Below are 24,443 nucleotides of genomic sequence, written 5' to 3'. Positions count from 1 at the left end.
CGCATTGTGGATAATGCGCGTGGGCTGCATGCTCCGCCAGCGAGTCTTCTCACCTTGATACTGCAAAGCTCACTCAACCAACTCCCTCATGCCGAAACTCATCATCGCCCTCTTTTTCTTCGCGCTGCTGGTTATTGGCGTGCTGGCGACAGAGACGCGGATGCTGTTTTTCTGGCCAGGCTGTCTGCTGCTGGGTTTGGCGGGGCTACTCGCGGCTGTGCGGTGGCGGATCAAGCTGACCTTCCCGCCCTCGGACCTGTGTCTTGCCACGACACTGCTCTTTGCGCTGTATATCACGGCTCGGGCAATTTTTTCACCTGTGGCAGTGTGGGCGCGGGAGGATGTGTTCATCCTTTGCGCAGCCTTGGTAGCCTATTTGCTCACGGTGACGGCTTGCAGCCATCCGCGAGTGCGCATGGGCCTGATCTACGTGCTACTAGCACTCACGGTGGGGAATCTGGCCGTGGGCATGATTCATTTCAGTGGACATTGGGATTTCCACATCGTGCCAGGATTTGCACGCTTTGAGGGCTCTGGTGGTGCTGGACGTGTGGGCGGCTTTTATAACAATGCGAACCACCTCGCCTCGTTCCTCTCGATGGTGCTATTCATGTGCGCGGGCTGGATGCTCTTTGGTCGTGCAGGCACGGCCATGCGGCTGTTTCTGGGTTTTGTACTGCTCACCATCGCTACGGGGACGGCGCTGACAGTCAGCCGCGGAGCAGTACTGGGTGCAGCGGCAGGGGTGGCGGTCTTTGGCGTGTTGGGGCTGTGGATGGTGTGGCAGACCCAGCGGCATCTCTTTAAATGGATGCTCATCGGCGGCACGCTGCTGCTAGGACTCGGCACAGCAGTGCTGTGGAAGGTGAATGAGGAGATGCTCGTCCGGCGCACCCAGGAAAACTCCGCCACAAAGGACATCCGCAGTGTGATCTGGCCCTCTGCCGTAGCGCAGAATGCAGAAGCGCCACTCCTCGGTGCGGGCTCGCGCATGTTCTACTCTGGCTGTGTGCGCTACCGTGACCCACGCATGGCGGGCTACAACGGAGAGGCTCTTTTTGCCCACAATGAGTACCTTCAGATGCTCGCCGATTATGGCTGGATCGGGCTGCTACTGCTGGCCGCACTGGTGGCAGTGCATTTCATCCAAGGACTGCGCTTTTTGCATTGGTTCGCGCATCGGAAATTCATACGCACGGGCCAGCTCTCAGGCACGACACTGGCGCTGACTCTGGGCTCTCTAGCGGCCCTAGCAGCATCCTTCACGCATGCGATCGTGGAGTTTCACTGGCACATCCCAGCTGTGGCAGTCACGGGCGCGATTTTACTGGGTTTTTTGGCCAATCCGGGCTTCGATGCAGATGCGGACAGCTCACGCGGACCGCGCATGCCATGGGCCCGACTGGGGATGAAGCTAGCATCGCTCGCAGCATCTCTAGCGCTCGTTTTTTGCTCCCTGATCTGGGGCGCAGCTGATTACCACGCCGGGGTGTCCGCGGTGCTGAAGAGTAAAAAAGATGCCGCAGGTGCTCTGGAGCATCTGCTACGGGCGGGAGACATCGATCCACATAATGCGGAGGTTTTCTTCCTGCGTGGCGTGGCACATCTGGACCAGTGGAGCCCGACCAAGAGCGAATCCGAGCGCCACCGTCTGCTGGAGGCCGGTCTATCGGATCTACGCCGTGCCTGCGCACTCAATGCGCATCAATACCTCTACCAGCTAGCGCTATCGGATGCCCTGCGTGCCACTGGGCACATGGAGGAGGCGCTTTCCGCCATCCACCGCGCCATGGACCTCGCGCCACTGTATGAGGAGCCGCGTGTGGCACTGGCCATCTATCTACACTCCCTGCGTCGCTATGAAGAGGCTGAAATGGCCTGCCTGTGGGCCATGAAGGCACGGGCCATGAATCCCACCGGCACCGCGAACTGGAATACCGAGCACGAGCTCCTACTGCGCGACACCGCCTACGCTGCACTTCAGCAAAGCAGAGCTGCTGTGCGATGAGCACTCAGTCCACAAAGAGCATCTCATTCCCGGCTAGCAGCGCCTGTGTGTAGTGTGTCCAGGCGGTGATGTCCCCTTCCCTACCAGCGAGGAATTGGCGGGATACACGCTGCTCCATAGCAGTCGGCTCACGCTGGAAGAGGCGGGCATAAACATCTGTGTATGGCCGCTTCATCGCCCAGCGGGCCAAGACCACAGCTTGTTCCTGCATGAAGGGCGAATTGAGCGCAAAGAGGCCCTGGAGCGGCGTGATCGTCTCGCTACGCCAGGGATTATGCGCACCTGGGTCTGGCACGTCATGGATGCGTAGCATCGGGTCCATATCCTGGCGGTCTGAGGCACCGTAGAGTGAGCGACGGAGGTTTTTCAGATCGCTGATGTCGCCTGCGGGACCACCGGGAGTGAGATCGAGCGTGCCCGTGGCACTCAGGATGGCATCACGCCATGCCTCCCAGTCCAGTCGGCGGCGCGGCATGCGTGCAAAGAGCTTGTTCTCGGGGTCACGCAGCTCTGAGGCCGCAGCGACACTGCTCTGCTGCCACGTCGCGGAATTTAAAATCTCGCGGTGCAGCCATTTCAGTGACCAACCGTTCTCGATGAAGCGTCCAGCCAGATCATCGAGCAGTTCTGGATGCGTCGGTGCCTCACCCAGATTCCCGAACTCACTAGGTGTATCGACCAGTCCCCGCCCGAAGTGGTGCTTCCACACACGATTGACCATCACACGAGCTGTCAGTGGCGCTGCGTCTTCGATGAGTGCCTTTGCCAGCTCCAATCGGCCACTGCCGGTGGAAAACTTACGCGGCAGCCCGCTTTTCGATGGAAAGGCGCTCAGGAAGCGCCGTGGCACCACATCGCCGGTGTCGTTCGGATTGCCACGATTCTGCATTTCCAGATCGCGGGCCATACCGGCCCTGTAATCGAGTTTGGAGCCATGTTCCTTCTCTTTATGGACGACAAAGAGAGCTGCATCCTCGACAGCATTGGCCATGAGCATGTTGTAGTGCGGCGTTTGAGCCTTCAGAGCGGCGATTTGCGCCTCTAGCCTCTTTTTTTCCGCAGCGGGATCTTGGGGCTTTTTCTTCGCGAGGTCTTTGATCTGCTTTTCCAGAGCGGCGACCTGCGTGCGGGCTTTTTCGACCGGTTTCCACATCTCATCACCCATCGTCGGCACCTCACCCAGCTTCACCGAAGCGAAGACACCTGCCAGGGCATAATAATCCTGCGCAGAGATCGGATCGGACTTGTGATCATGACACCGGGCACAGGCCAGCGTGAGGCCTAAAAACGTGCGACCGATCGCATCGACATGTTCTTCCCATTCATCTGCGACGGTGGTCTTGATGATCTCTGGCGGGAGCTGCAGTTCCTTAAAATACGTGGGACTCAGGCCGATGAAACCCAACGCGACGCGATCCGCAGGACCACACTCCGGCAGGTAATCCGTCGCAAGTTGTCGCAGGATGAAGCGATCATACGGCATGTCTTCATTGAGTGACTTCACCACCCAGTCGCGGTAGAGGTAGGCATACTTCGTCGAGTCAAGCCAGTCCGGTGTACGGTCTGTGTAGCGAGCTAGATCCAGCCAGTGCCGCGCCCAGCGCTCACCATAATGCGGAGAGGCGAGGTATTTCTCCAGCGGATTCGCCGTGGCAGACTGCGGGCTCCCATCCGGCGGCAATCCCGTGAGATCAAAGGCCATTCTGCGTTGCAGGACGCGATCTGTGGCCCTCGGGGCGGGCTCCATGCCTGCGGCCTCCATTTTCGCCAAAATGTAGTAGTCTAGGCGGCTCTGTGGCCACGCATGGTTCTTCACACTCGGCAGCTCCGTCCGCCGCAGCGGAGCGAAAGACCACGGCACAGGCCTAGGACCAGCGTCCTTGGCGAGCACTGGCCCACAGAGGCATAAAAGGAGCAAAGAGATGCGCAACATACCCTCTTACTACGGAGCCAAAACGCCACTCTAGGCAGTGTTCTGGAAATGATCACGTCGCGGCCACCCAGCGCTGCCAGAGACGGAGCAGCGGACACACCGCCACAAAAGCCAGCGCCAGCCATGGCTCACGGCTGGAGATGAAAAGCGCATCGACCAGCACGATGCCCGCCAGCAGCCAACCCACGCCGTCATCGACTTTCCCTGCTCGCAGATGCAGCAGCGCATAGAGGACGAGCACCAGCAGCGCCAGCCACACCGGCACAAAGACATCCAGATGCCGCAGCGCTCCCGTCCCCATCACCACCAGCGCCCACACCAGCGGGGCAAATAGCAGCACACTCCACCATCCACCGCGTGAGCGTGCGGCCAGACTCAGCGCCACGATGTACACCCCCAGCAGCAGACTTTGCGCCAGTACCTGACCACCCAGCGCAGAGGCTACACACAGATACAGCAGCGTGCGACAGGCCCCCATCACCACCACCGATCCAGCCCAGGGCTTGTGATACAGATCATAAAACAAAATCGCTCCGATCAATGCCAGCGTCATCCATAGCCCGGCCCCGCACCACACAGCCAGACCAGCGCCACCCAGCAGCATCACCAGCCCCACACTCCACGCCGCACGCGCACTGATCTGGCCGCTCGGGATCGGCCGCCCCGCTCGGTGCTGCCGATCAAAGGCCACATCCGCAGCATCATTGAGGATCATACCACCCGTGTACATCAATGATCCGGCTACCAAGAGCCCTAGCACCACTCCCTCACGCCACCAGCCACCAGAGAGCACCCATGCGGCCAGCACATTCGTCCAAACCGTCGGCAGATTCGATACACGCGCCAGCTTTAGCCACGCCGCCCAGAAACTTGATTCGTTTTTCATGACGCAGAGATTCATTCGTCAGCACTCACAGCATCGCACGCACGACTGGCAGCATATCAGAATACAGCGTATCTCCTCCGAATCGGCTCAGTTGCTCATTCATGAGCTCGGCATCGCTATCCACATCCGCAGGCAGCAGCTCCTTGTGCGAGTGACCGCCACAAGACGTGCAAACATGCACAAAGCGCGAGTCACAATCACGCCGCACTTCCCCACGCACACCTTCGCCTTCGAGCACGATGCTTTGCAACGCGGGGCCGTCCTCTTTCTCGATCAAATCGAGTTTTAGCTCATTTTTCAGCCGCTGGCGAATCCACGCCGCCAGCAGCAGCGCCGTCATGCGCTGCCCCCGGCAGTAGGTGATGCGTAACACCTGAAGCAGCGGCAGTTTTTGCAAAGCTGACGCGTCCTGGAAGCAGCCAGCCAGCGCTGTGCGCATGAAATGCGACCGCGTCCACGCCAGATCACGCAGATCAAAGTCTGCCCCCTCCGCTCGCATCGCCGTCAGAGCATCCAGCTCGCGTGCAGGATCAGTCCAGCGGCTACTGTCGATGATGAGCGTGTCGATGCGGCTGAAGAATCGCTCCTCGAAGTTCTTCGTCAGGTCCGACTGCCAAGCCACCACCAGCGGCAGATCACTATCCAGATGCGCAAAGACCACATTCTGCACCTGGGCCGCATCCCCGCCCTCCAACACAAAGCTGATTTGCTCACTGCAAACTGTCTGGCGGCCCCGATACGGCCTGCACAGCGCCTGTATCCATGAGCGTGCCCGTGGTGGCTCTGCATCCGGCAGCGCCAGCACCAGCAGTGCTCGGCAGGCGTGCTCTGCGGCGACTTGACCGAGTAAATCATTGTCAGCGGCCAACAGTGTGGTGTCCTCGGTGTAAATCACCAGATTGATCAGCGAAGCACGCGTCTTGGCCTCGTCATCCGCCCATAATGCTTTCAGGGCACGGTCGATTCGAGTGATCGGTGTCTCCATTCCCAGCAGGGAAAAGTCTGTCTCAGCATGCAGTGTGGCGGCCATACCTCACCCTGCCACGCTAGCCACTCCCAGCAAGAGTTTGCTACACGCCCGCCAGGGGGGGGGACGGATTCCGCATGATGATGCACCGCCAGTAGCAGACTCTCGAGCACGGCTTGTTCCGCACCTTTCATTCGCTGAAGCTCACCTTCGACTACCTCACCCCTCTTCCCCTCCGCACTCACTCTCATGCATGTGATTGATGAGTCGAGCCCGCTTCACGGCATCACCCTGGAGGAAATCCAAAAGACAGATATGCACCTTGTCGCATCCATGGTCGGTGTGGACACAGTGATCTCAGCCGCCATGCAGAGCCAGCATGGCTACGATTCAGCGGATATCCGATTCGGAGAGCGCTTCGTAAAAACGTACTGCGAAGATTTCACTGGCAGGGTGATCGTGGACTATGGCCGCCTTCATAAAACTGAGCCGTCCTGATGATGGAATCCATTAGGCGCTGGAGTGAAAGCCCAGCGCAGAGGCACCCTTCCTTGTGCATCCAAGGGCGTTTCTTGCGAAGACCTACGAGGCGCTTGGCCTTCTACGTTTCCGACACGCAGCCAACGAACAACCCACTGCGCACCACATTATGAAGAAACACTTCGCCACTTGGTTCCTCAGTCTCGCCGCCGCGACTACCGTGCTCGCCGCTTGGCCGATCAATGACGTCTGCCCTGTCGATGGCAAGGCAGCACGCCCGATCTATCGCGTCAAGACAGCGGAAGGTCCCGTCGCTTTCTGCTGCACGGACTGCCTCAGCGCCTTTGAGAAAAGTCCGGGCAAATATCCGGTAAAGAAAAAGGACGCGCCGAAGTAGCCAGCTCACACATCGCAGACCATGGCAGCATGCCGCAGGGCCAGGATCGTATCCTCCCATGTCGGGATGAACTCATGAGCCACAAAATCGTGGTAACCCGTCTCCACCAGCGCGTGCATGACGGCAGGGTAATTGATCTCCTGATGCTCATCGAGCTCACAGCGCCCAGGATTGCCCGCCGTGTGAATGTGACCAATGTAGTCCTTATGCAGCCGCAGTCGGCGGATGACGTCACCATTCATGATGCTGACATGGTAAATGTCGAAGAGCAGCTTGAAATTCGGGCTGCCGATCTGCTTGATGAGATCCACGCAAAAGTCCACATCATCACCGAAGTAGCCTGGATGGCCCTTCATCGGGTGGGAGCTGTCTCGTGAGTTCAGGTGCTCAAGGACGAGTGTGATGCCGTTTTTCTCAGCATGAGGAAGAACGGCCTTCCAGGTGTCCAGACAGTCTTGGATAGCCTTTTCGCGGTCCATGCCATCGAATCGCATGCCCGTGAAGGTGATGACTTTTTTGCTTCCAAACTGTTTCGCCACGTCGATGCCCTCCGTGAGCTTGGCGATGACCTCATCGCGGAATTTCGGGTTGCAGGGACCATTGGCGAAGCCGTGGCCACCGACGAGCGAGATGTCGAGGCCGAGCTTCTTTACATCGGGATAATATTTGCGATCAATGCCTTCGATACCGATGAGACCGATGTCCTTCGCATGCCGCGCTAGCTCTAGTGTGTCCATCGGCTTCCAGCACCAGCCCATGAGGGTGTGCTTAATGCCACTGTTCTTGATCTTGTAAGCAGGGTCGGCAGACGCTTTGGCGGTGCTCTGTGCATCGAGACGTGTGGCGGCGAGTGCAGCGGCGGCGGTAGTGAAGAAGTGGCGGCGATTCATGGTCAGTGGGAGCATTCACAGGCGGAAACAGGCCTGCAAGTGCGGACTTTGAACGCTGCGCATGCTCTGATCCTTCCTGCATGGGTGAAACTCAGCGCAGGAGGCTACGAATCGCAGGCAGCAGGAGCTGGGAGACGAGTTCCTGCCCAGAATCACCAGGATGCATGCCATCAGGGATCATTTCCGAGACGGTGAGTTTCTTTTTCGCCGTAAACTCGGGATAAGATGCATACACATCGACAAGCGTGACTTTCAGTTCCTTGGCCAGGGCACGCACGGCATCGTTGTAGGCGAGCAGATGCGGTTTTTCGAATCCGCCCTCACTTTCAGGATCGTAGGGCGGCTTGCCATAGAGCTCGATCAGCTTGGAGGTCCAGCGCAGCGGATTGGTCGTCATGAGGATGACTTTGGCCCCGGACTTCTGTGCCGCGAGAATCATCGAGCGGTAATTCGACGTGTAGGACTCCAAACTCACGCGAGGGGTGGAGGCAGGCGGTTTTCTCCACACATCAACCGCACTATCATTGATACCGAACTGCATCACGACAATGCGGGGCTTGTAGGCCAAAACGTCGGTTTGCAGGCGCTTCACGGCCTGTGCGGTGGTATCGCTGGGTTTCCCGGCATTATAGACGCTCAAAGAGGAACCGATGCTCTGGAGCATGATGTTCACACGCTCGGCATAGACTTTCACAGTGCCGCGTGCTGCGGTGGTGCTGTCACCAAACATGAAAATGCCGCCTGGCTTCGGCACGGACTGCGGTGGGGGCACAAAAACGGGAATTTCGCCTTTGCTGAGGCTCGCTGTCTCCACCCGCATGCGCAGACCGCCCTGCATGGTGGTGATCCATAGTTCGCCGGGCTTTCTCTCATATAAATAGGGATAGGACACACGTCCTGCGGGGGCGTAATTCGCCGCGACGATGATGGGCTTGCTCCAAGTAGCCGCCTCATCGCTGGAGAAGGCCAATGACAGCTCCGCACGGCTGGAGCCGCTGCTAGGATTGTGGCGCGGAGAGGCATTCCAGAGCAGTGCGATGCGTCCATCGGAGAGGCGTGCCATCTGTGGGCAACAAGTAACGGATTTGATCGCCGTCTGCTTCAATCCGCCCCACTTCAGGCCATCGCGTGAGGTCGCCTCCCACAGAAAGCCAGACTCCGTGCGCAGCAGCAGATACAGTGAGCCATCGGCTCGCTCCACCACGCTACCCTCGAGGCTGCCCGCGTGGTCATGCTCTCCGATGCCGTAATCGAGTACATCACCACGTTGCCAGCTTTGGCCGAGATCATCCGAGACCCACATCACCGTGGCATGACGCCACTGGGCGATGATTTCCTGCCCCACAAGCACGATGCGTCCGCTCTTCAGTTGGATCATTGAGTGAATGCAGCCGCACCACGGGTCACTCAGCTTCACTGGCGTCTGCCACGTCTTTCCGTCATCAGTGCTGCGGCAGCTGTAGGTAGGCAGGATGAAATCTGTCCACTTCACACTTTTTTCTCCCCAGTGCCAGCCGGGCGGTGTTTTCCTCTCTGCACCATTCATCCAGGCAGAGATGATCACACCTTCACGCGTGCGCAGGAGTGCCCGCTCGTTGCTGACGGCAAATTTGGCCCCAGCGGCGAAAAGTGGACTCGTGGACCAAGTGCGCCCTTCATCAGCGCTGCGCAGGGCATTCTTTGAGTCGATGCAGAGCACGCCACCATCTGCCGTGGTCACAAAAGGCCCCTGATGCGCCGCATGCAGGGCAGATGCCTGCGGGTGCAATGTGGGAGATTCCGCCGCAAAAACGGCCCGAATGAAGAAGATGCTAAAAAGAGCGAGGAGGCGCATGCGAACGATACGCGGCCAACAGCGCTAAAACTTCAGCAGCTCGCCCACGGGTAGTGGTTTTCCCTGGCGGATGGATTTGATAGAGACTGAAACTTTCCCCAGGTGCCGAAACCGGCGAAAGCGAAGCGAACTGGAGCAGACATGATAGGATTGTAGTTGTTGGGTTGCAGAATTGGGAACGAGCGAGCGCCGCGAGGCCTGTGGCGGAAAGAAAAACAGCACAAAGCTGCCGCTTAGTCCAAATGCGTTGAAAAGACCTTTCTGGAGACGAGCTTACTCAATGTTCTCTAATCCCACCGTCCTTGCGCAGCCATTTGCGAACATTTTTACGGCTCTCGTCTGCTTGGTCCTGTTTGCTGTTGTCGGTCACTTGCTCACCGCGCGGCGTTTTGATGATGGAGATGCACTGAAGCGTCTAGCGCTGAATCTGGTCTTCGGGATGATCTTCACGATCGGGATCGGCATCACGCTTTATTTTGGCCGCGCGGGCATTCATCTCATGCCGCCGCTGGTGTTGCTGGGCTTTGCTTTTTGGGCACGGCGAAAGTTCGCTGCGGCGGCACCTAATCATGCAACGGCGGAGCAGCGGCGCGGTATTTGGCTCGTGGTGCTGCTCACCTTCGCAGGTTGCTGCGCTTATCAACTCTGGCGTGCAGACTGGACGGGTGAGGGCGATTTGATCCGGCTCGATCACAGTGACTACGGATATTTCGCGATGCTTTCAAAGGGCATCGGAGAGGCAAAAGTCTCCACCGGCTGGGCCGCGACGACGGGGCTCCACGCCGTGGCCGCAGGCCGCTCACAGGACCTCTGGTATCACTGGGGGCCGATGTGGATGGGCCTGCTCATCTCCAAGGTCACAGGCATGCCCTCCATCGAGGCCGTGCTCGTCACTACCGGCATCATCACCACCTTGATTGTGTTACTTTTGGTGACAGCGATCGTCCGCACACTCACAGGCTGGTCCCCGCTGCGCAGTCTCGCCATCGCCGTGCTTTCCCTGATGGCCATGCCCTACCCGGAGGCGATGCGGGCATTCGCTCCCTTTGGGCATGTGGAGCACTCGCGAGAGAGCTTTTTCTTCTTCATCTCTTATTATTATGAGGCGGTGATGGTCTTCGCCATCCTGCTCTCTTGGCTGCGTGGGCGGCAGGCGCTAGCGGCTGCGCTCATCGTCTGCGCCACGATCAGTTCACCACATTTCGTCGGTGGTGCCGGCATCGCCGTGGGCGTGCTGATGTGTGCAGGTGTACTCCTGCGCGATCGCTCGCTCTACAAGCCCGCCGCAGCGGCGGTCGGACTCATTTTAGTCACCATGATCCTCGTGCAGGCAGGGCTAGGGGCCACCACATCCGTCAGCAATGGCGAGGAAGGCATCACCCTGAAGCACGCTGCCACGGCTTTCATGCATGGTGGTCTGAGCACCCTCGTCGGCATCGGCGTGTGTGTGTTATTCCTGCCTGGATGGCTGCGACTTGTGCGTAATCGCAGTGAAGATGCCATTTCACAGCGTGCACGGCTTCTCGGTTGGTTAGCGTTCAGCGGTGTCACAGGAGGCATGGTGGCCACTTATCTTTTCCAAAACGTCGAACAGCTCCACTTCACCGATTTCCCCAATACTCTCCTAGCTATGCCCATCGGCTTCTGGGGACTCGCACGGCTTTCTACCGCGAGCGTGGCCTGGCAGCGATGGATCGCGATTGTAGCGATGGTTTTATGCACCGCCTTCGGTGTGACGACCCTGAACCGGCAGCAAAAAGACATGGCCAAGACACCATGGACACCCGCACAGCTCAACGAAATCAAACAAGCCCTCGCGGGAGAGCCTTTCGGCTACTTCTCCGCCAAGGATCGCGCTTGGTGGCTGCCAAAGCAGTCTTTCGTCGCCGCGCTGCTCGATACTCGCTGCATTCGGCTCTGGCCGCTGAAGTCGGCAGACTTTGAAAACCGCTTCTCCCGTGCAGCGATGGATTTCCTACCGATGGAGATGGTTCCCTTCCGTGAAGGAGAGCCTATTCATGAGTGGAGCCTGAAATTCATGCACCATGTCGGCATTCGGCACATTTTGCGTGCTGGAGATGGGCCTATTCCGCCAGAAATCGCCGCTCAATGCTACATCGTCTGCGGTAGTGATAATCTGACGCTCTATCGGCTGAAAAACAGCCCCGCTCAGAGTTCCACCACCGTGCCGCGCTGAGTAAAAAGCAGGCGGCAAGCGATCTGATCGGTGGACAGGCCGGTCATGCGACTGAGCACCTCACGATACGTCTCAAGCTGCGGCCTGTAGCCCTCTACGCGTGCGGCGAGGGCTTCATCGGAATCGGTTTTATCCGTTTTGAAGTCCAGGATCGTCGCATGGCCTGGCTCGATCACCACACGGTCAAAAGTCCCGCTCAACCACTCATCCTTTAGCAGAATCTCAAAGCGCTTTTCACGCCAGCACACGGCCTGCGGGCTCGGGCGACTCAGCGCGGCACGCATGGCAGGCACGGAGAGGCTGCGCCGGGCCTCGTCTTCCGCCCTTTGGCGCTGATTGGGCTCTGCACAGGGCACGGCAACCCAGCGGGCCGCGAGATCGGCCTCACTCATCTCATCCAGCCACTCGATCTGCTCCAGCAGCGCATGCACGAGCGTGCCATGTGCCCGCGCAAAACCACCACCGCGTGAGAAGAGCTGCTTGGCGGTGACGACGGCCTTCTCGCTCCCGCTCGGCGTGCGCCGCACCGGACGCTGGCGACCAGGCGCAGACACGGTGGGCATCTCTTGAGACACCTGGGGCTCTGGAGTTGCCGACTCACGCGCTACTTGCTCGAACCAGCGTGGATCAGTGGCCTTCGTGGCGGATTGATACGCGATCACGGCATCCACTCCGCCGAACTGGCATGCATCGCAGTCTTCACCGCCCTCACCCAGCGTGATGCCCAGGAGTTTGATGAAATTTTCCGACTTCGATGTCGCAGAGCGTGGAGCGGCGATGACATAGTTGGCATGCTTCGCACGCGTGAGGGCGACGTAGAATTTGCACAGCTCCTCGTAGGCAGCTTCGGCCTCCAAATCCTCGCGGTATTGTCTTAGCACCGGATCAGCACGGACGATGTCCGAAGGTGGCAGATCATAGATCCACTCCACCTGCCGCTGGGGGCCGCGCTTCACCCCAATGCCGCGCCGCACATCGGTGAGCTTGTCCCCCTCCACATCCGGCAGGATCACACAGTCAAAGGTGAGGCCCTTCGACTTATGAATGGTCATGATCTGCACCGCTCCATGGGTATCTGGCTCACGCGAGGTGTAGCTAGCTGCATAGGCTAGGAATTCATCTGCATCACGCCCACCGCCCTGATCAAAGAGCCGCGCCGCCAGCGCCAGCTCCTCTGCACGGCGTAGGCTGAAGGCATCCAGCACCACGCCACCCGTGCTCTCCAGCTCACGCTGCCAGCGGCGTAGCACGGCCTCGAAGCCTTCTTCAAAAATCTGCCGCAGCACAGAATCCACCATGCGGCCAAGTGGCATCTCCATGCGCTCCAGCACCACACGGAAAGGCGTCATGCGTAGATGCTCCCAGGCCATCGTGTCACCGGGATGCGCGGCCACTTTGATGATGCTCAGTAGGGCCAAGGTGAGCGCATTGTCCGTGGCGATGGCGATTTCCGACTCGCAGAGCACCGGAATGCGTGAAGGCGAGTGTGCACGGATGTGATCGACCAGCGCACGGCCCGTGCGATTATCCTGCACCAGGATGGCGCAGCTCAGACCGCGTGCCACGGGCTGGATCTCCTCCAAAATGCCCACCGTGAGTGCGAAGCGCTCCTCTTCTGTCACTTTGCCGCCTTCTGGCGGCGCTGGATGCAGTAGCATGGCATGGCCCGGCATCGCATCATGCACACCGGCGACGCTGTGAGGACGCCATGGCCAGCGCTGGCGTGTCTCCAGTGGAACCTTCACTTCCTCAAAGGCCGCATTATGACCGAAGACACGGTTCACCATGTCAATCACGTCATGCCCACTGCGCCAGGAGACGTTCAGTGGCCGCGTGACGATGCGATCCTGGCTTCCCGCATTGTAGCGGGCACGGATGTCATCCAGCAGCCGCGTATCGCCCCCGCGCCAGGCATAGATGGCCTGCTTCACATCGCCGACGAGGAAGAGCGTGCGCTCATCACTGCTGTCCTGCACCGCTTCGTCGATCAGGTTCTCGATCACCTTCCACTGCACATGATTGGTGTCCTGGAATTCATCCAGCAGCCAATGATCATACCGTGCATCCAGCCGGTAGTCGATGCGCAGCCGCGCCTCTGCATCCGCAGTCTGCGTGAGAATGGGCCGCGGCATGTCCGCTGCGAACTCATGCCCCGCGAGGATCAGCTCCATGTCCTGAAAAGTCAGCCGCCCGCGTCGCCGCACCTGATGCGACCAGTTTTCCTCATACAGACTGAGCACCTGCCACACGCCGCGTGTGCGCTCCAGCCGTGTGATGAGCTCACCCGCCACGATGTGCCGCAGGATCGGCAAAAAGGCAGCGCAGATGGATTTGCCCAGCTTCTGCTTTTTGCGATTCACGGTGAGGGTGAACTCTCCGGCCTCCAGCTCGCTCCAGGCTGGCAAAACCTTCTCCAGAAAGGAATGCAGCCGCCGTGGCAAGGCAGAGCCTGGGACATGGCGCGGCACTTCTGCGCGGAATTCATCCCAGAACGCCTGCTGACTCTCCTCCATGTTGAGAGTCTCCAATTCAGCAAAAAGCCGCACCAAAGCCGCCTCCACGTCATCGAGCCTATGCAGCCAGGGACAGCCCTGCGGCCAGATGACCCGTGGATCGCCCCACAACTGCTCACGGGCCGCGTGGAGCAGGATTTCATGATGATTCTCGATAAACTGATCCAGCACCGAGCGGATGCCAGCCTCCTCACGCCCGAACGTCGCGCGGCGAAAGGCCTCCAGGAAATTCTTCTGCGCCGCGAGGCCATCTGGGCGAGATTGCAGCCCCGGCAGGGTTCGCTGGAAGACCTGCTGATACACACGCTCACGCTCCACCGTGGCCTGATGCTGACTGAGGATCTCAAAATCACCCGCTAGGCCGAATTCCGCCGGAAAACTGCGCAAGATGCCACTGAAGAAACTATCCAGCGTGCCGAGAAACAGCCGTGGCATCCGCGAGATGAAGACACGCAGCAGCGCTCGATAATCATCGCTGCTCAGGCTTCTCAAAATGGGCCTCAACGGATCATTTTTGGCCTCGGGATCGACTTTTTCATCCCCAGCAAGCCCAGCGGCGAAATCTGCGCTCGCAGCCGCTTTCGCCAGCTTCACCAAAATAGAGTCAAAGAACTCGCCAGCGGCCTTTCGCGTGAAAGTCACCGCCACGATCCGCTCCGGCGTCACATCCACGCCAGCCATGCGCTGCTGCCCCATCAGGGCAATGAAGCGATTCGTGAGCTGCCACGTCTTCCCCGACCCCGCCGAGGCGAGGATCATTTCATTCGGGAGTGCGGTGGACATGCCTGTGTCTTTACTGGTTCCTCAAAGCGGCTGCAAACAGTGGTTTGCGGACTCTTTTCGACGGAAAAATTCACGCTGAGGCGATGAAGCTCATTTGGGCACAGAAGTGAGCGCGGAGGCATCCACGGCCGCCAGCACATCACCGAGGAAGAGTGCCTCAAAGTCGTCGCTGAAGGGCATTTTTTCTGCTGGTGGCCAGAAGGTGCGGGCACGGATGGCGGCGATGATGCCTTCGGCGCAGGCTTGGGCACTTTGCAGCATCTCGCCCTCCAGTGCGGGCCATTCATCGAGACCTAAATCAGCCCGCGTGCGCCCCAGTGTGACGTAGGCGGCGGTGAGGCGCTCACCAGCATAGCGACGCTGCATGGCCAGACGATAAAGCGGCAGTTGCAGATCGGTCCAGCGTGCAGCGTCGCCCTCGGAGGTGGTGGTGAGCTGCCATGGCGGCAGGAGGGCTGGTTCGTCACTACGCTTCAGTTTGGCGATGTGGTATTCCTCCACGGTGCGGCGTGTCCGCTTTACCGCGTCGTAGGGCGAGTAGGATTTGAAGTCGATCAAGCGCACACCGCGCTGCGGATGCCGCTCGATGCGGTCCACCGTGCCATTGATCCGCATGCCCGCGAGCAACCAGGGCTCTTCATCGGTGCTGATCGGTGTCTCCGCTGCTAGGATGCGCCATCCATCACGACGCTGTGCGGCCTCTTCATCCGCCCACCAACCGAGTCGTTGCCGAGCGGCCTCACGCTGGATCATCACCGGCACGGTAAGGCGTGCGCCGTATTTGCCATGCAGATGCCGATCTAGCAGCGCATGAAAGGCTGCACGAATGACCTCTGCATCCTCCGAATCGCGTGCAGCAGGCTCTTTGGCAAAGGCCTCCAGCACGGCGTGCAGCAGATTGCCAAAGTCCATCGACTCCATTTCGCCACCTGCTGTACCGACTTCCTGCATGCGCAGCCCATGCGAGAGATAGAACCGAAATGGACAAGTGAGATACGAGCGGAAGCTGGTGACGCTGAGTTTGTGAAACACCGACGCCGCATCCGATAAAGGCTGCGGCTGGAGCTGCCACGCGAGCCGCCACGGCACGATGTCGGCACGAGAAGGCGGCTTTTTGAAAAAATGCAGCACGCGGCTAGCCAGCTCCGCATCGGAGCATTGGAAAAGCAGGCGAGATGGGCGCAGTGGCTCGTCCTCAGCACCGGTGCGACCAAAGAGCAGATCCACACGCCCACCACGCTCTTTGCGACTGCCGATGAGTGTATCGAGCAGCGCCGCATCACGGGCGAAACGCGTGTCATTGTGCCGTAGGCCCAGCGCACGCCGAGCGGAGTCTGGTAGGAAGGCGTGGCCAAGTATGGACTCGGGGGCCTTGCCATCATTCATGCCAGTGATGATGAGATGCGGCGCATCCTCCCAGAGCAGCTCTAGCCAGCCTTGGAGGTCGATGTCTCGTGCACGACGATCTGGATAGTAGGACTGACCTTCCAGAGCGAGGAGGAGCAGCTCCAGCTTGCTCGCGACATCGAGCCCACCGGGGATTTTTTCCACCACAGAGCCTTCGAGTGTATCGAGCACGCTGGTGATCTGCTTGGCGATCTCGACGAATACAGCATCCTGTGGCCGATCCGTGCGGAAGCTGCGTCGCTCGAAGATTTCACCCAAAAATTCAGCCAATGCGGCACCGAAATCGCCACCAGCGAGCTTTTGCAGCCGCGAGTCGATCCACGCCAATGCCGAAGGCACCGCGCTACCCTCACGGCGTGGACCAGAGAAGACTCGCGGAGCGAGCTCCAGCGCATCATCGAGCGTGTCCGGCAGCGCCTCCGCTGCGAGCGTGTCGAAGTCATCGAGAAGGCGAGAGAGCGAGGGGTTTTCGTCTTCTGCATTCTTGAGATGATGCCGGATCGTCTCCGTGATGTCTGGACAGCGCAAAAGCTCTGCCACGGAGCGGAAGGAGCGAGTGTCCGTGATCCGTGCGAGCAGCCGCAGCAGATAAAAAATGCCATGCGTGCTCATGCTACGGCCCGCTGGATCAAAGGCGTTGATGCCACGGGCCTCCAGCGCCTTTTCCAGCGGAGCTGTGACGACAGCATCCGCCACACCCAGTGCGGCGATGCTGCCTGGATCATCATATCCGCGTAACATGTCTGCGGCGGCATCTGCCTGCTCCACGGGCGAGCCCGCGATGTGAATAGTGGACTCGGGCTCTGGGATCACGATTTGTCGTGTCAGCCATACTTCTGGCACCGGCCTGCCAAAGGCATCATAGCATCCGCCATGCGTGGCCTCTGGCGCATAGATCAGCACCTCCACCGGCACGGAGCGTGCCCAGCGCTGCAGCGCCTCGATCGCTAGGGCAGAGGGATCTGTCACGCCGGCCATCACCACACGGCGCAGCCCCGCAGGCGGCTTTCCCAGCGCCGCAGCACGTCGGCGTGCCACTTGCCAGTCTAGCAGACCGTATTGCTCAGTCGCGAGCACGCATTGGAGCTCGATTTTGGCCAGATCGAGCCAGCGCTCCGGCTCCATGGCGGTGTTTTCAAAGAGGCGTGCAGCATCCGCCATGGAGAGGCCTTTTTCATTGAGCGTCTCACGCAGCTCCAGCAGGTCGCCCGCCGTTTTCAGTGCCCATTTCAGGCCACGCTCTACCGGATCGACCGGGAAGAGCTGGCGATGCGCCGCAAAATCCAGCCGCAGCAGCTCCGCAGCCCAGATGAGCCTGGTCTGCATGCTATCAGCCGTCTGCACATCCTCCAGCCGCTCTGGCGAGGTGAGGAAATCCGGCGTCACGACTCGCGGCGGCAGCACTGCGGCATTTTTTTCTGCCGCCAGCATGGCTAGTGCCTCACGCAGTCTCCGGCCTGCATTCCGCGTGGGGACAATGATGAGCCAACCATCCAAATCGAGTGCCCCATGGCCATCCCACTCTGCGGCGAGATGCTCCGCCACTGCCCGCAGCAGCGAGCGCTCCCAGCCGAGGAAGCGCCGTGTCAGCGACCCTGCCACAGCATTCCCCTGCCCTTCATGAAAGAGGTCGGGCTGATCCGTGGGGACATTGTTCTTCTTTGCGCGTGCCATGGGGGAAAGGAGCACTCACGCATTCCGCGCAAGGCGACAAGCCCGCAAGGGAGAAAGCAGCGCCGCGTGACACTGTGCGACCGATGCGACGGTCAGCGAGCTCGCTGGAGGTTCGCCAACTCGGCAGAATGCATCAGCGGGCTCAGGCTCGTCCGGGTGAAGGTGAGAATGAGCGCGGGCATATAGCTCCGGTCGATCTTGCGCAGCAGCGCAGGCATCTTTTTGCCTCCAGTCATGAAGAAGCGTGCGGTGGCGAGCAACACGCTGAGTTGCTCATCCGGCGTGATGGGCACGGATTCTGGGAAATAGGCGTCTAGGATGCTCACGCCGTCCTCGGACTGGATCGCTAGCTCCTCCAGCCAGCGCAAAACCGTCTCCACGGGAGATGTGTCTGCAAAGCGCTGTTTGACGAGGGTGAGTAGGTCTTTGCACGTCGTCACGTTCATCAGCAAAGCCAGGAAAAAGCGGTGCTCCGGCTCCGTGACCTGCCCACGCAGATTTTTGATCACATCACGTCGCACACCCTCTTGCAGGGTCGCGGGCACACCGTGAGCGAGGGAGCCATGTTTTTGCTAAAAGCAGCCAAAACAGCCTCCCAGCGCCCCAGATCATGCAGATGGGCCATGGCGTTTTGCAGAATGAAAAAGCCACGCTCAAAATCGAGGCCACGGATCATCTGGAGCACGATTTTGGCGTAATCTGGCGCTCCTGTCTGCTCTAGCACATCGAGCAACTGCTTCCGGCGCATCGTCAGTGTATCACTGTGCATCGGATCAATGGCGACGTGCGGCGGCAGATAATTAAACTGCGGCCTCGTGCCCGGATCATTCTGAGTGCGCACCACCACGGTCACAGAGGGCGTATCCAGGTGAAACAACGCGTGGATACAGGCAGAGCCAGAGATGATCGGCACCGTGCGGCCCGTCTCCAGCAGCTCGATTTTCTTCACCCGCACCTCTCCCACTCGCAGATGGGGCGTGATGGACTGCGCCTTTTCAAAACCATACTGCGCATGGATGCTGGAGCCATGCATGACATGGAAAGCACCCGAGAACTCATGCTGGTGGATGTCCGTGGTGCCATCCATCCAGAAGAGTAGCTGGATGTAGAAGCGCGGATGCTCGTAGGCCATGATTTCTGGCTGCCCGAAGCCCGACTGACTCTGTAGCGGCTGCTCTTCCTGGAGAAGGAATTCACGCATCAGCGTGGCGAGATTCACATGCTTCGACGGCGGCTTTTCGGTGAGAGCTTGCTGAGCGATCGCAGGAAACTGCTCCAGAGAAAAATTCGCACGCTTCCAGCGCTCCAGCACCGTGCGGCCCAATTGGTTAAAAAAAGCGTCCATGAGGCAGCTATGACCATTTTTTGCCAGGAACAAAGGGCTTTCATCCCTCAAACTACCGGGCCGGACATGCCGCATCATTCCTGCAATCGCTCATCACTGTCGATGAAGGCCCAGCAGAGCGCGGAGATGAGATAGGTGCTGGCAGCGACCAGCATCACGCCTTCCCAGCCGTAGCCCAATTCCTTCATCAGCCACGGCACCGCGACACTGCCCAGTGCCCCGCCGAAATTCCCGATCATATTCATGCTGCCAGAGACCGAGCCGGCGAGCTTGCCACCGATGTCCATGCAGGCACCCCAGGCACCGGGCATGGACAGATCATTGAAGAAACCCGACATACCCAGTGCCAGCATGGCCCAGGTGGCATTTTTCGTCTGCGCTGCCAGCACGATGAGCAATCCTGCCGCCAGCATGCCCGTGACGCCGAGCACACGCCTCGCCATGCTGACACGTCCCGTGGCAGCACTCAGCCGCCGGGCCAGTATGCCGCCGAGAAAGCAGCCGATGCCGCCTAGAAAAAGAGGCAGGCCATTGAGCACGGAGCTGGTGGTGGCTTTCATGTCCATGTGAAGACCGTTTTCAGCCTCCATGAACTTCGGTAACCAAGTGATATAAAAGTACCACACATAGCTGATGCAGAAATAGTACAGCCACAGCAGCAGCACGGATCGTGAGGTCAGTAGCCTCTTCCAAGGAATCGCTGCGTGGCCAGCACCCAGATTCTGCCGTGACTGCTCCAGCAAGGCGAGCTCTGCGGCATTCACACGCGGATGTTTCGCCGGATCATCGCGGAACCAGAGGGCGAAAAAAATCACCCATAACACGCCTAGGAAGGCGAAGATCACAAAGGTCATCCGCCAGCTCACCATGCTCAGCACCCATACGACCAGCAGCGGAGTGAAGGCACCACCCCATCGTGCAGCCAGCCAGGTGATGCCCTGCGCCATGTCATGCTCACGCTTTGGCAGCCAGACGCTGAACATCTTGGCGATATTCGGGAAGCCTCCCGCCTCCCCAGCGCCAAAGAGGAACCGGCACACCATCATCGACATCTGATTCCACGCATAGCCAGTGGCGGCGGTGAAGAAGCTCCAGAACATCACGATGCGTAGCAGCACCCGACGTGGCCCCCATTTATCTCCCAGCCATCCTCCTGGGATCTCGAAAAGCGCATACGCCAGTGTGAAGGCGGCAAAGACGAGTCCCATCTGGGTGTCATCGAGCCGCAGATCCTCCTGGATGTAGGGCCGAGCCTTCGAGATGCACACGCGGTCGATGTAATGAATGATGCCGAGCATCACGGCGAAAAGGATCACGCCATGACGGGTGCGGGTGGGGCGGAGAGAGCTATCCATGCGAAGAGACGTCCTAAACGCCATCTACCTGCCAATATCGCGATGGATCACCAAAGAGACGTCGAATTCAGACAGCGGAAGCACTCCTGAAGTAAAATCCTCCGCCTCTAATGACTCATCATCTTTGCCATCTCAGCAGGCAGCGGTGACTCAAAGGTCATCTCACGACCATCGCGTGGATGCTGAAAGTGCAGGTGCGCGGCATGCAGGGCCAGTCGGCTGGCGGGAGGGTCCTTTTTCGCACCGTAGCGCTCGTCCCCGACGACGGGGCAGCGGGCGTCTGAGAGCTGCACGCGGATCTGGTGCCTGCGCCCGGTTTCCAGCGTCAGCTCGATGAGCGAGTGGCCGGAAGACTGCCTGACCACGCGGTAATGAGTGATGGCTTCACGCGTTTCCTCGCTAGGTGGCGCACTGCGGACGCGGAGCGGATTCGATTCATCGAGAAAGGAGCGCAGCGTGCCGCTTTGGGTCGCGATGGAGCCTTCGACGACAGCGAGATAGCGTTTTTCAAAGTCCTGCCAGTGGTCCTGGAGCCAGTGCTTGGCCTCCTCGTTTTTCGCAAAGACGATTAGGCCGCTCGTATCGCGGTCGAGGCGGTGAACGATCCACACCTTCAGCCGTGGGTTCACGGAGCGCACGTAGTCTGTGAGCACCGAGTACACATTGCGGCCTTTGCCATTGTCTTTGGCGATGGTGAGCCATCCAGCGCCTTTTTCGAGCACGATCAGGTCATCATCCTCATGCACGATGCTGAGGCCAGAGGGCAGTGGCGTCTGCTGCACACGCGCGGGGGCTTTAGGTGGCTGGATGGTGATGCGATCACCTTTCTCCAGCTCGTGATCATGACGGGTGATGGGCTGTCCATTGACGTGGACTCCACTGAATTTCAGCCATTGGCGGACCTTGGTCTTCTGGACCTCCGGGTAGGCGGTGAAGAGATGGGGGAGCAGCTTGGAGGGCTCGCTGACGGTGCGGTCGAGATTCATGTGGATGGGTGGATCAGGCCACGGAGGCTGCGAGCTCACGCATAGCCGTGCTCATGTCTGCGTGGCCAAAAGAGGATGTGCCGCAGACGAAAAGATTCGCGCCATGCTGCTGCGCGATGGGCGCTGTGTGAGTGTAGATGCCGCCATCCACCTCCAGGTGGTATTTCAGGCCGTGTGCAGCGCGGTAGTCGCGTGCTGCGGCGAGCTTTGGCATGGTTTCCTTCTCCATGAAGGGCTGACCGCCGAATCCTGGCACCACGGTCATGATGAGGAGCAAGTCGATGTCTTGGATAAAGGGCAGCGCGGCCTCAAAAGACGTGCTGGGGTGCAGGGCGATGCCGCAGTGCTTCCCAGCGGCACGGATGCGGTGCAGAGTCTCTGCCACGGAGCTGTCGTAGTCGGCCTCGACGTGGATGGTGATGTTATCCGCGCCAGCTTTGAGGAAGCGCTCCAGATAATGATCCGCACGATGGATCATGAGATGCACATCCAGATACATGGAGGTGCCTTTCCGCACGGTCTGCACCATCTGGGGGCCAAAGGAGATGTTATCGACAAAACTACCATCCATGACATCCAGGTGCAGCCACTGAGCACCCGCAGCTTCGGCTCGCTGCACCTCTGCTCCCACCTTTGACCAGTCTGCGGCGAGTAAGGAGGGGAGGATGAGGCGTGTGTCGTGATTCATGCAGCCTCTCTAAAACATCGAACATCGAACATTCAAGGCTGCGCAATTTTTATTCTCTCCAGGATCGAGCGCTGCATCTACTTCTTCAGCGTGAGTGTAACGCGGCGGATCTCCGCCACGCTGGCAGCGGGGATCTCGAGAGCACGCAGCGTCAGCAGCCCGCGACCTGCGGGGAGCCGCAGAGGCGGTAGGGTGAGCGTTTTGAAGTCACGCATGATGCTTTCGCCTTTGCGCGGGACGCGGTCTTGGTCGTCGTGCAGGGGCGGATACCAGCCGGGAGTGACTTGAGTGCTCGTTTTGGCCTCTCCGAGGCTCAACTCGATGGTGGAGCCCACATCGGCCTCTGGGCAGGCGTAGTCGATGCTGACAGCGTACTCGCCAGCGGTATGCACGTCGATGTCCCAGGTCATGGAGTCCTCTTTTGAATTCCAATGCACGAAATAGGAGCAGTTCGGTGCCCCTGAGCTGCGCTGGATGCCACCGTGGGCTTTGCCATCGCGTGCAGGCAGCATGGTGATGGGGAATTCGGCGTAACCGACGGGATAAGGACGGTCATCGGGCATCCTGGCACCACCTTTGGCCTTCCCCTTCTTTTTTCCATCAGCGGGTGCAGCGGCATAAGGACGCCCAAAGACCTCGCGGTGCCAATTCGTCGCTGCGGCGCTGAGTTCTGCCGTGATGGCAGGCTGTGCAGCGGCGATGTCGGTCTTCTGCAAAGGATCGGTCTCCATGTTAAAGAGAGCCCCAGAGGCATCGAGCCGGTGTGACTGCGTGCGCACACTGAGACGACCGCCGTTGTAGTTCATGATGGTGCGTGAGGGCCGCCGCACGCCCAGCCCCAGCAGCTCCGGGGACCAATCCCAGCCATCGAGTGGCTTTGCACTCTCTGCGGGCACCCCGGCCAAGGCAGTGAGCGTGGGCAGCAGGTCGATGGCACCGCTGATTTGGGTGAGCTGGGTCCCAGCTTTGATTTTCGCGGGCCAGCGGATGTAGCAAACGCTGCGCACGCCACCTTCATCCGTGACGCCTTTTTTGCCCTTCATGCCGCCGTTCCAGCGAGCGCTGTTGGGGCCGTTGTCGTTGAAATACACGACAATGGTGTTTTCCGTGAGTTGGAGCTGCGTGAGCTTTTCCAGCACGCGACCGACGTTCATGTCGATGTTGTCGAGCATGGCGAGCACGGTGCGGGTGACTTGCAAGTCCTCCGCATCGCCATCGGCTCCGCGCAGTTTCACAGGGCTGTCTTTAAACTTATCCCAATGCCGATCTGGCACGCTAAAGGGCGAGTGCGGTGTAGTGAGCGGGATGTAGCAAAAAAAGGGCCGCTCGCGATTCCGCTCCAAGAAGCCCAGCGCATGCTCGACGAGCACATCGACGATGAAGCCCTTCGCCTTGAACAACGTGCCATTTTTCTCCAGCGGCGGATCGAAGTACTCACCCCAATGCCCGCTGGTGTAGCCGATGAATTCGTCAAAACCGCGTGCGTTCGGGTGATAGGGCCACTGGCTGCCATTATGCCATTTTCCGAAGATGCCCGTGGCATAGCCGCTGGCCTTAAAATGGTCTGCCACGGTCTTTTCATCGGTATTGAGTCGTTCCTGGCCCTCGGAGACACCGAGCACGCCACCACGGCTGTGATAGCGTCCGGTGAGGAATTCCGCCCGAGTCGGTGCACACAGAGCGCAGACGAAGAAACGGTCAAAACTAGCCCCTCCACGGGCCAACTTGTCGATGTGCGGCGTCTGGAGGTTCGTGTTGCCGTTGATGGAGTAATCGCCCCAGCCTGCGTCATCGGCTAGCAGCACGACGACATTCGGTGGCGCGGCAAAAAGCGGCACTGTGAGCAATACAGCAGCAAAAAGGCAGAGTCGGGTCAGCATGGCTGCTGTGTAACTCATCCTTTGACCGGCTCTTTCGGCAGTAGGATGGGAATCCCGGCATCAATGACAAAAAAGCCACTGCCATCTACCCGCGCTAGAGCAGCCTGGAGGCCCTGTGCGGCGCATTCCTCGGCCGTAGCACGGCGTAGCGGCTGCTGCGTGTCAGGACAGCGCAAGAGGGGGAGAAAGTCGTCGATCCAGTCCGTGGAGTTCATCGGTG

The 24,443-nt window shown here is 59.5% G+C and carries 18 protein-coding genes; 4 read left to right on the top strand and 14 right to left on the bottom strand.

Features of this window, described 5'->3' with window-relative positions; all coding sequences use genetic code 11:
* Nucleotides 1-88: 88 nt before the first annotated feature.
* Nucleotides 89-2,008, top strand: coding sequence for an O-antigen ligase family protein (locus IPK32_17650; protein ID MBK8093742.1), 1,920 nt, complete (start codon nt 89-91; stop codon nt 2,006-2,008).
* Nucleotides 2,009-2,012: 4 nt separating this feature from the next.
* Here IPK32_17650 and IPK32_17645 read toward each other — a convergent pair whose 3' ends face one another.
* The 3 genes from IPK32_17645 to IPK32_17635 are packed head-to-tail and all read right to left on the bottom strand — an operon-like array spanning nt 2,013 to nt 5,857.
* Nucleotides 2,013-3,941: a DUF1553 domain-containing protein gene (locus IPK32_17645; GenBank protein ID MBK8093741.1), complete on the bottom strand. Its 1,929-nt coding sequence runs from the start codon at nt 3,939-3,941 to the stop codon at nt 2,013-2,015.
* A gap of 52 nt (nt 3,942-3,993) precedes the next feature.
* Complete coding sequence (locus IPK32_17640) at nt 3,994-4,827, bottom strand: UbiA family prenyltransferase (protein ID MBK8093740.1); 834 nt, start codon at nt 4,825-4,827, stop codon at nt 3,994-3,996.
* 25 nt (nt 4,828-4,852) lie between these two features.
* Complete coding sequence (locus IPK32_17635) at nt 4,853-5,857, bottom strand: glucose-6-phosphate dehydrogenase assembly protein OpcA (protein MBK8093739.1); 1,005 nt, start codon at nt 5,855-5,857, stop codon at nt 4,853-4,855.
* Nucleotides 5,858-6,043: 186 nt separating this feature from the next.
* On the opposite strand from IPK32_17635, the gene IPK32_17630 reads away from it, so the two are divergent.
* On the top strand, nt 6,044-6,292 hold the full coding sequence (locus tag IPK32_17630; protein ID MBK8093738.1) for a hypothetical protein: 249 nt from the start codon (nt 6,044-6,046) through the stop codon (nt 6,290-6,292).
* A 151-nt stretch (nt 6,293-6,443) separates the two neighbouring features.
* Nucleotides 6,444-6,671, top strand: coding sequence for a hypothetical protein (locus IPK32_17625; protein MBK8093737.1), 228 nt, complete (start codon nt 6,444-6,446; stop codon nt 6,669-6,671).
* A 5-nt stretch (nt 6,672-6,676) separates the two neighbouring features.
* On the opposite strand, the gene IPK32_17620 is transcribed toward IPK32_17625, so the two are convergent.
* Together IPK32_17620 and IPK32_17615 are read right to left on the bottom strand one after the other, a co-directional pair.
* Nucleotides 6,677-7,561: a TIM barrel protein gene (locus IPK32_17620; protein ID MBK8093736.1), complete on the bottom strand. Its 885-nt coding sequence runs from the start codon at nt 7,559-7,561 to the stop codon at nt 6,677-6,679.
* 91 nt (nt 7,562-7,652) lie between these two features.
* Entirely contained in the window at nt 7,653-9,395 is a 1,743-nt protein-coding gene (locus tag IPK32_17615) for an exo-alpha-sialidase (GenBank protein ID MBK8093735.1), read from the bottom strand.
* A 280-nt stretch (nt 9,396-9,675) separates the two neighbouring features.
* Here IPK32_17615 and IPK32_17610 point away from each other — a divergent pair, with 280 nt between their 5' ends.
* On the top strand, nt 9,676-11,592 hold the full coding sequence (locus tag IPK32_17610) for a hypothetical protein (protein MBK8093734.1): 1,917 nt from the start codon (nt 9,676-9,678) through the stop codon (nt 11,590-11,592).
* Here the strand turns inward: IPK32_17610 and IPK32_17605 are convergent.
* The 9 genes from IPK32_17605 to IPK32_17565 all read right to left on the bottom strand — a co-directional run bounded on the left by IPK32_17605 (nt 11,565) and on the right by IPK32_17565 (nt 24,438).
* Nucleotides 11,565-14,888 (bottom strand): UvrD-helicase domain-containing protein, encoded by a 3,324-nt coding sequence (locus IPK32_17605; GenBank protein MBK8093733.1) that lies wholly within the window; start codon nt 14,886-14,888, stop codon nt 11,565-11,567. The two genes, IPK32_17610 and IPK32_17605, sit on opposite strands and share 28 nt — an antisense overlap.
* 90 nt (nt 14,889-14,978) lie before the next feature.
* Nucleotides 14,979-17,969: a PD-(D/E)XK nuclease family protein gene (locus tag IPK32_17600; GenBank protein MBK8093732.1), complete on the bottom strand. Its 2,991-nt coding sequence runs from the start codon at nt 17,967-17,969 to the stop codon at nt 14,979-14,981.
* Between the two features lie 92 nt (nt 17,970-18,061).
* Nucleotides 18,062-18,514, bottom strand: coding sequence for a hypothetical protein (locus IPK32_17595; GenBank protein ID MBK8093731.1), 453 nt, complete (start codon nt 18,512-18,514; stop codon nt 18,062-18,064).
* On the bottom strand, nt 18,475-19,314 hold the full coding sequence (locus IPK32_17590) for a hypothetical protein (GenBank protein ID MBK8093730.1): 840 nt from the start codon (nt 19,312-19,314) through the stop codon (nt 18,475-18,477). The genes IPK32_17595 and IPK32_17590 overlap by 40 nt, the downstream gene beginning before the upstream one ends.
* Before the next feature lie 74 nt (nt 19,315-19,388).
* Nucleotides 19,389-20,693: an MFS transporter gene (locus IPK32_17585; protein MBK8093729.1), complete on the bottom strand. Its 1,305-nt coding sequence runs from the start codon at nt 20,691-20,693 to the stop codon at nt 19,389-19,391.
* A gap of 83 nt (nt 20,694-20,776) precedes the next feature.
* Nucleotides 20,777-21,655, bottom strand: coding sequence for an RluA family pseudouridine synthase (locus IPK32_17580; protein ID MBK8093728.1), 879 nt, complete (start codon nt 21,653-21,655; stop codon nt 20,777-20,779).
* A 13-nt stretch (nt 21,656-21,668) separates the two neighbouring features.
* Nucleotides 21,669-22,343, bottom strand: a complete 675-nt coding sequence (rpe, locus tag IPK32_17575; protein MBK8093727.1) for a ribulose-phosphate 3-epimerase — start codon at nt 22,341-22,343, stop codon at nt 21,669-21,671.
* A gap of 77 nt (nt 22,344-22,420) precedes the next feature.
* Nucleotides 22,421-24,223, bottom strand: coding sequence for a sulfatase-like hydrolase/transferase (locus tag IPK32_17570; GenBank protein ID MBK8093726.1), 1,803 nt, complete (start codon nt 24,221-24,223; stop codon nt 22,421-22,423).
* A 14-nt stretch (nt 24,224-24,237) separates the two neighbouring features.
* A complete protein-coding gene (locus IPK32_17565) occupies nt 24,238-24,438 on the bottom strand; it encodes a hypothetical protein (GenBank protein ID MBK8093725.1) in 201 nt (66 codons plus the stop codon).
* Between the last annotated feature and the right edge of the window lie 5 nt (nt 24,439-24,443).

Source organism: Verrucomicrobiaceae bacterium (assembly GCA_016713035.1).
Classification (GTDB): domain Bacteria; phylum Verrucomicrobiota; class Verrucomicrobiia; order Verrucomicrobiales; family Verrucomicrobiaceae; genus Prosthecobacter.
This window is presented reverse-complemented; position numbering and strand designations above follow the sequence as displayed.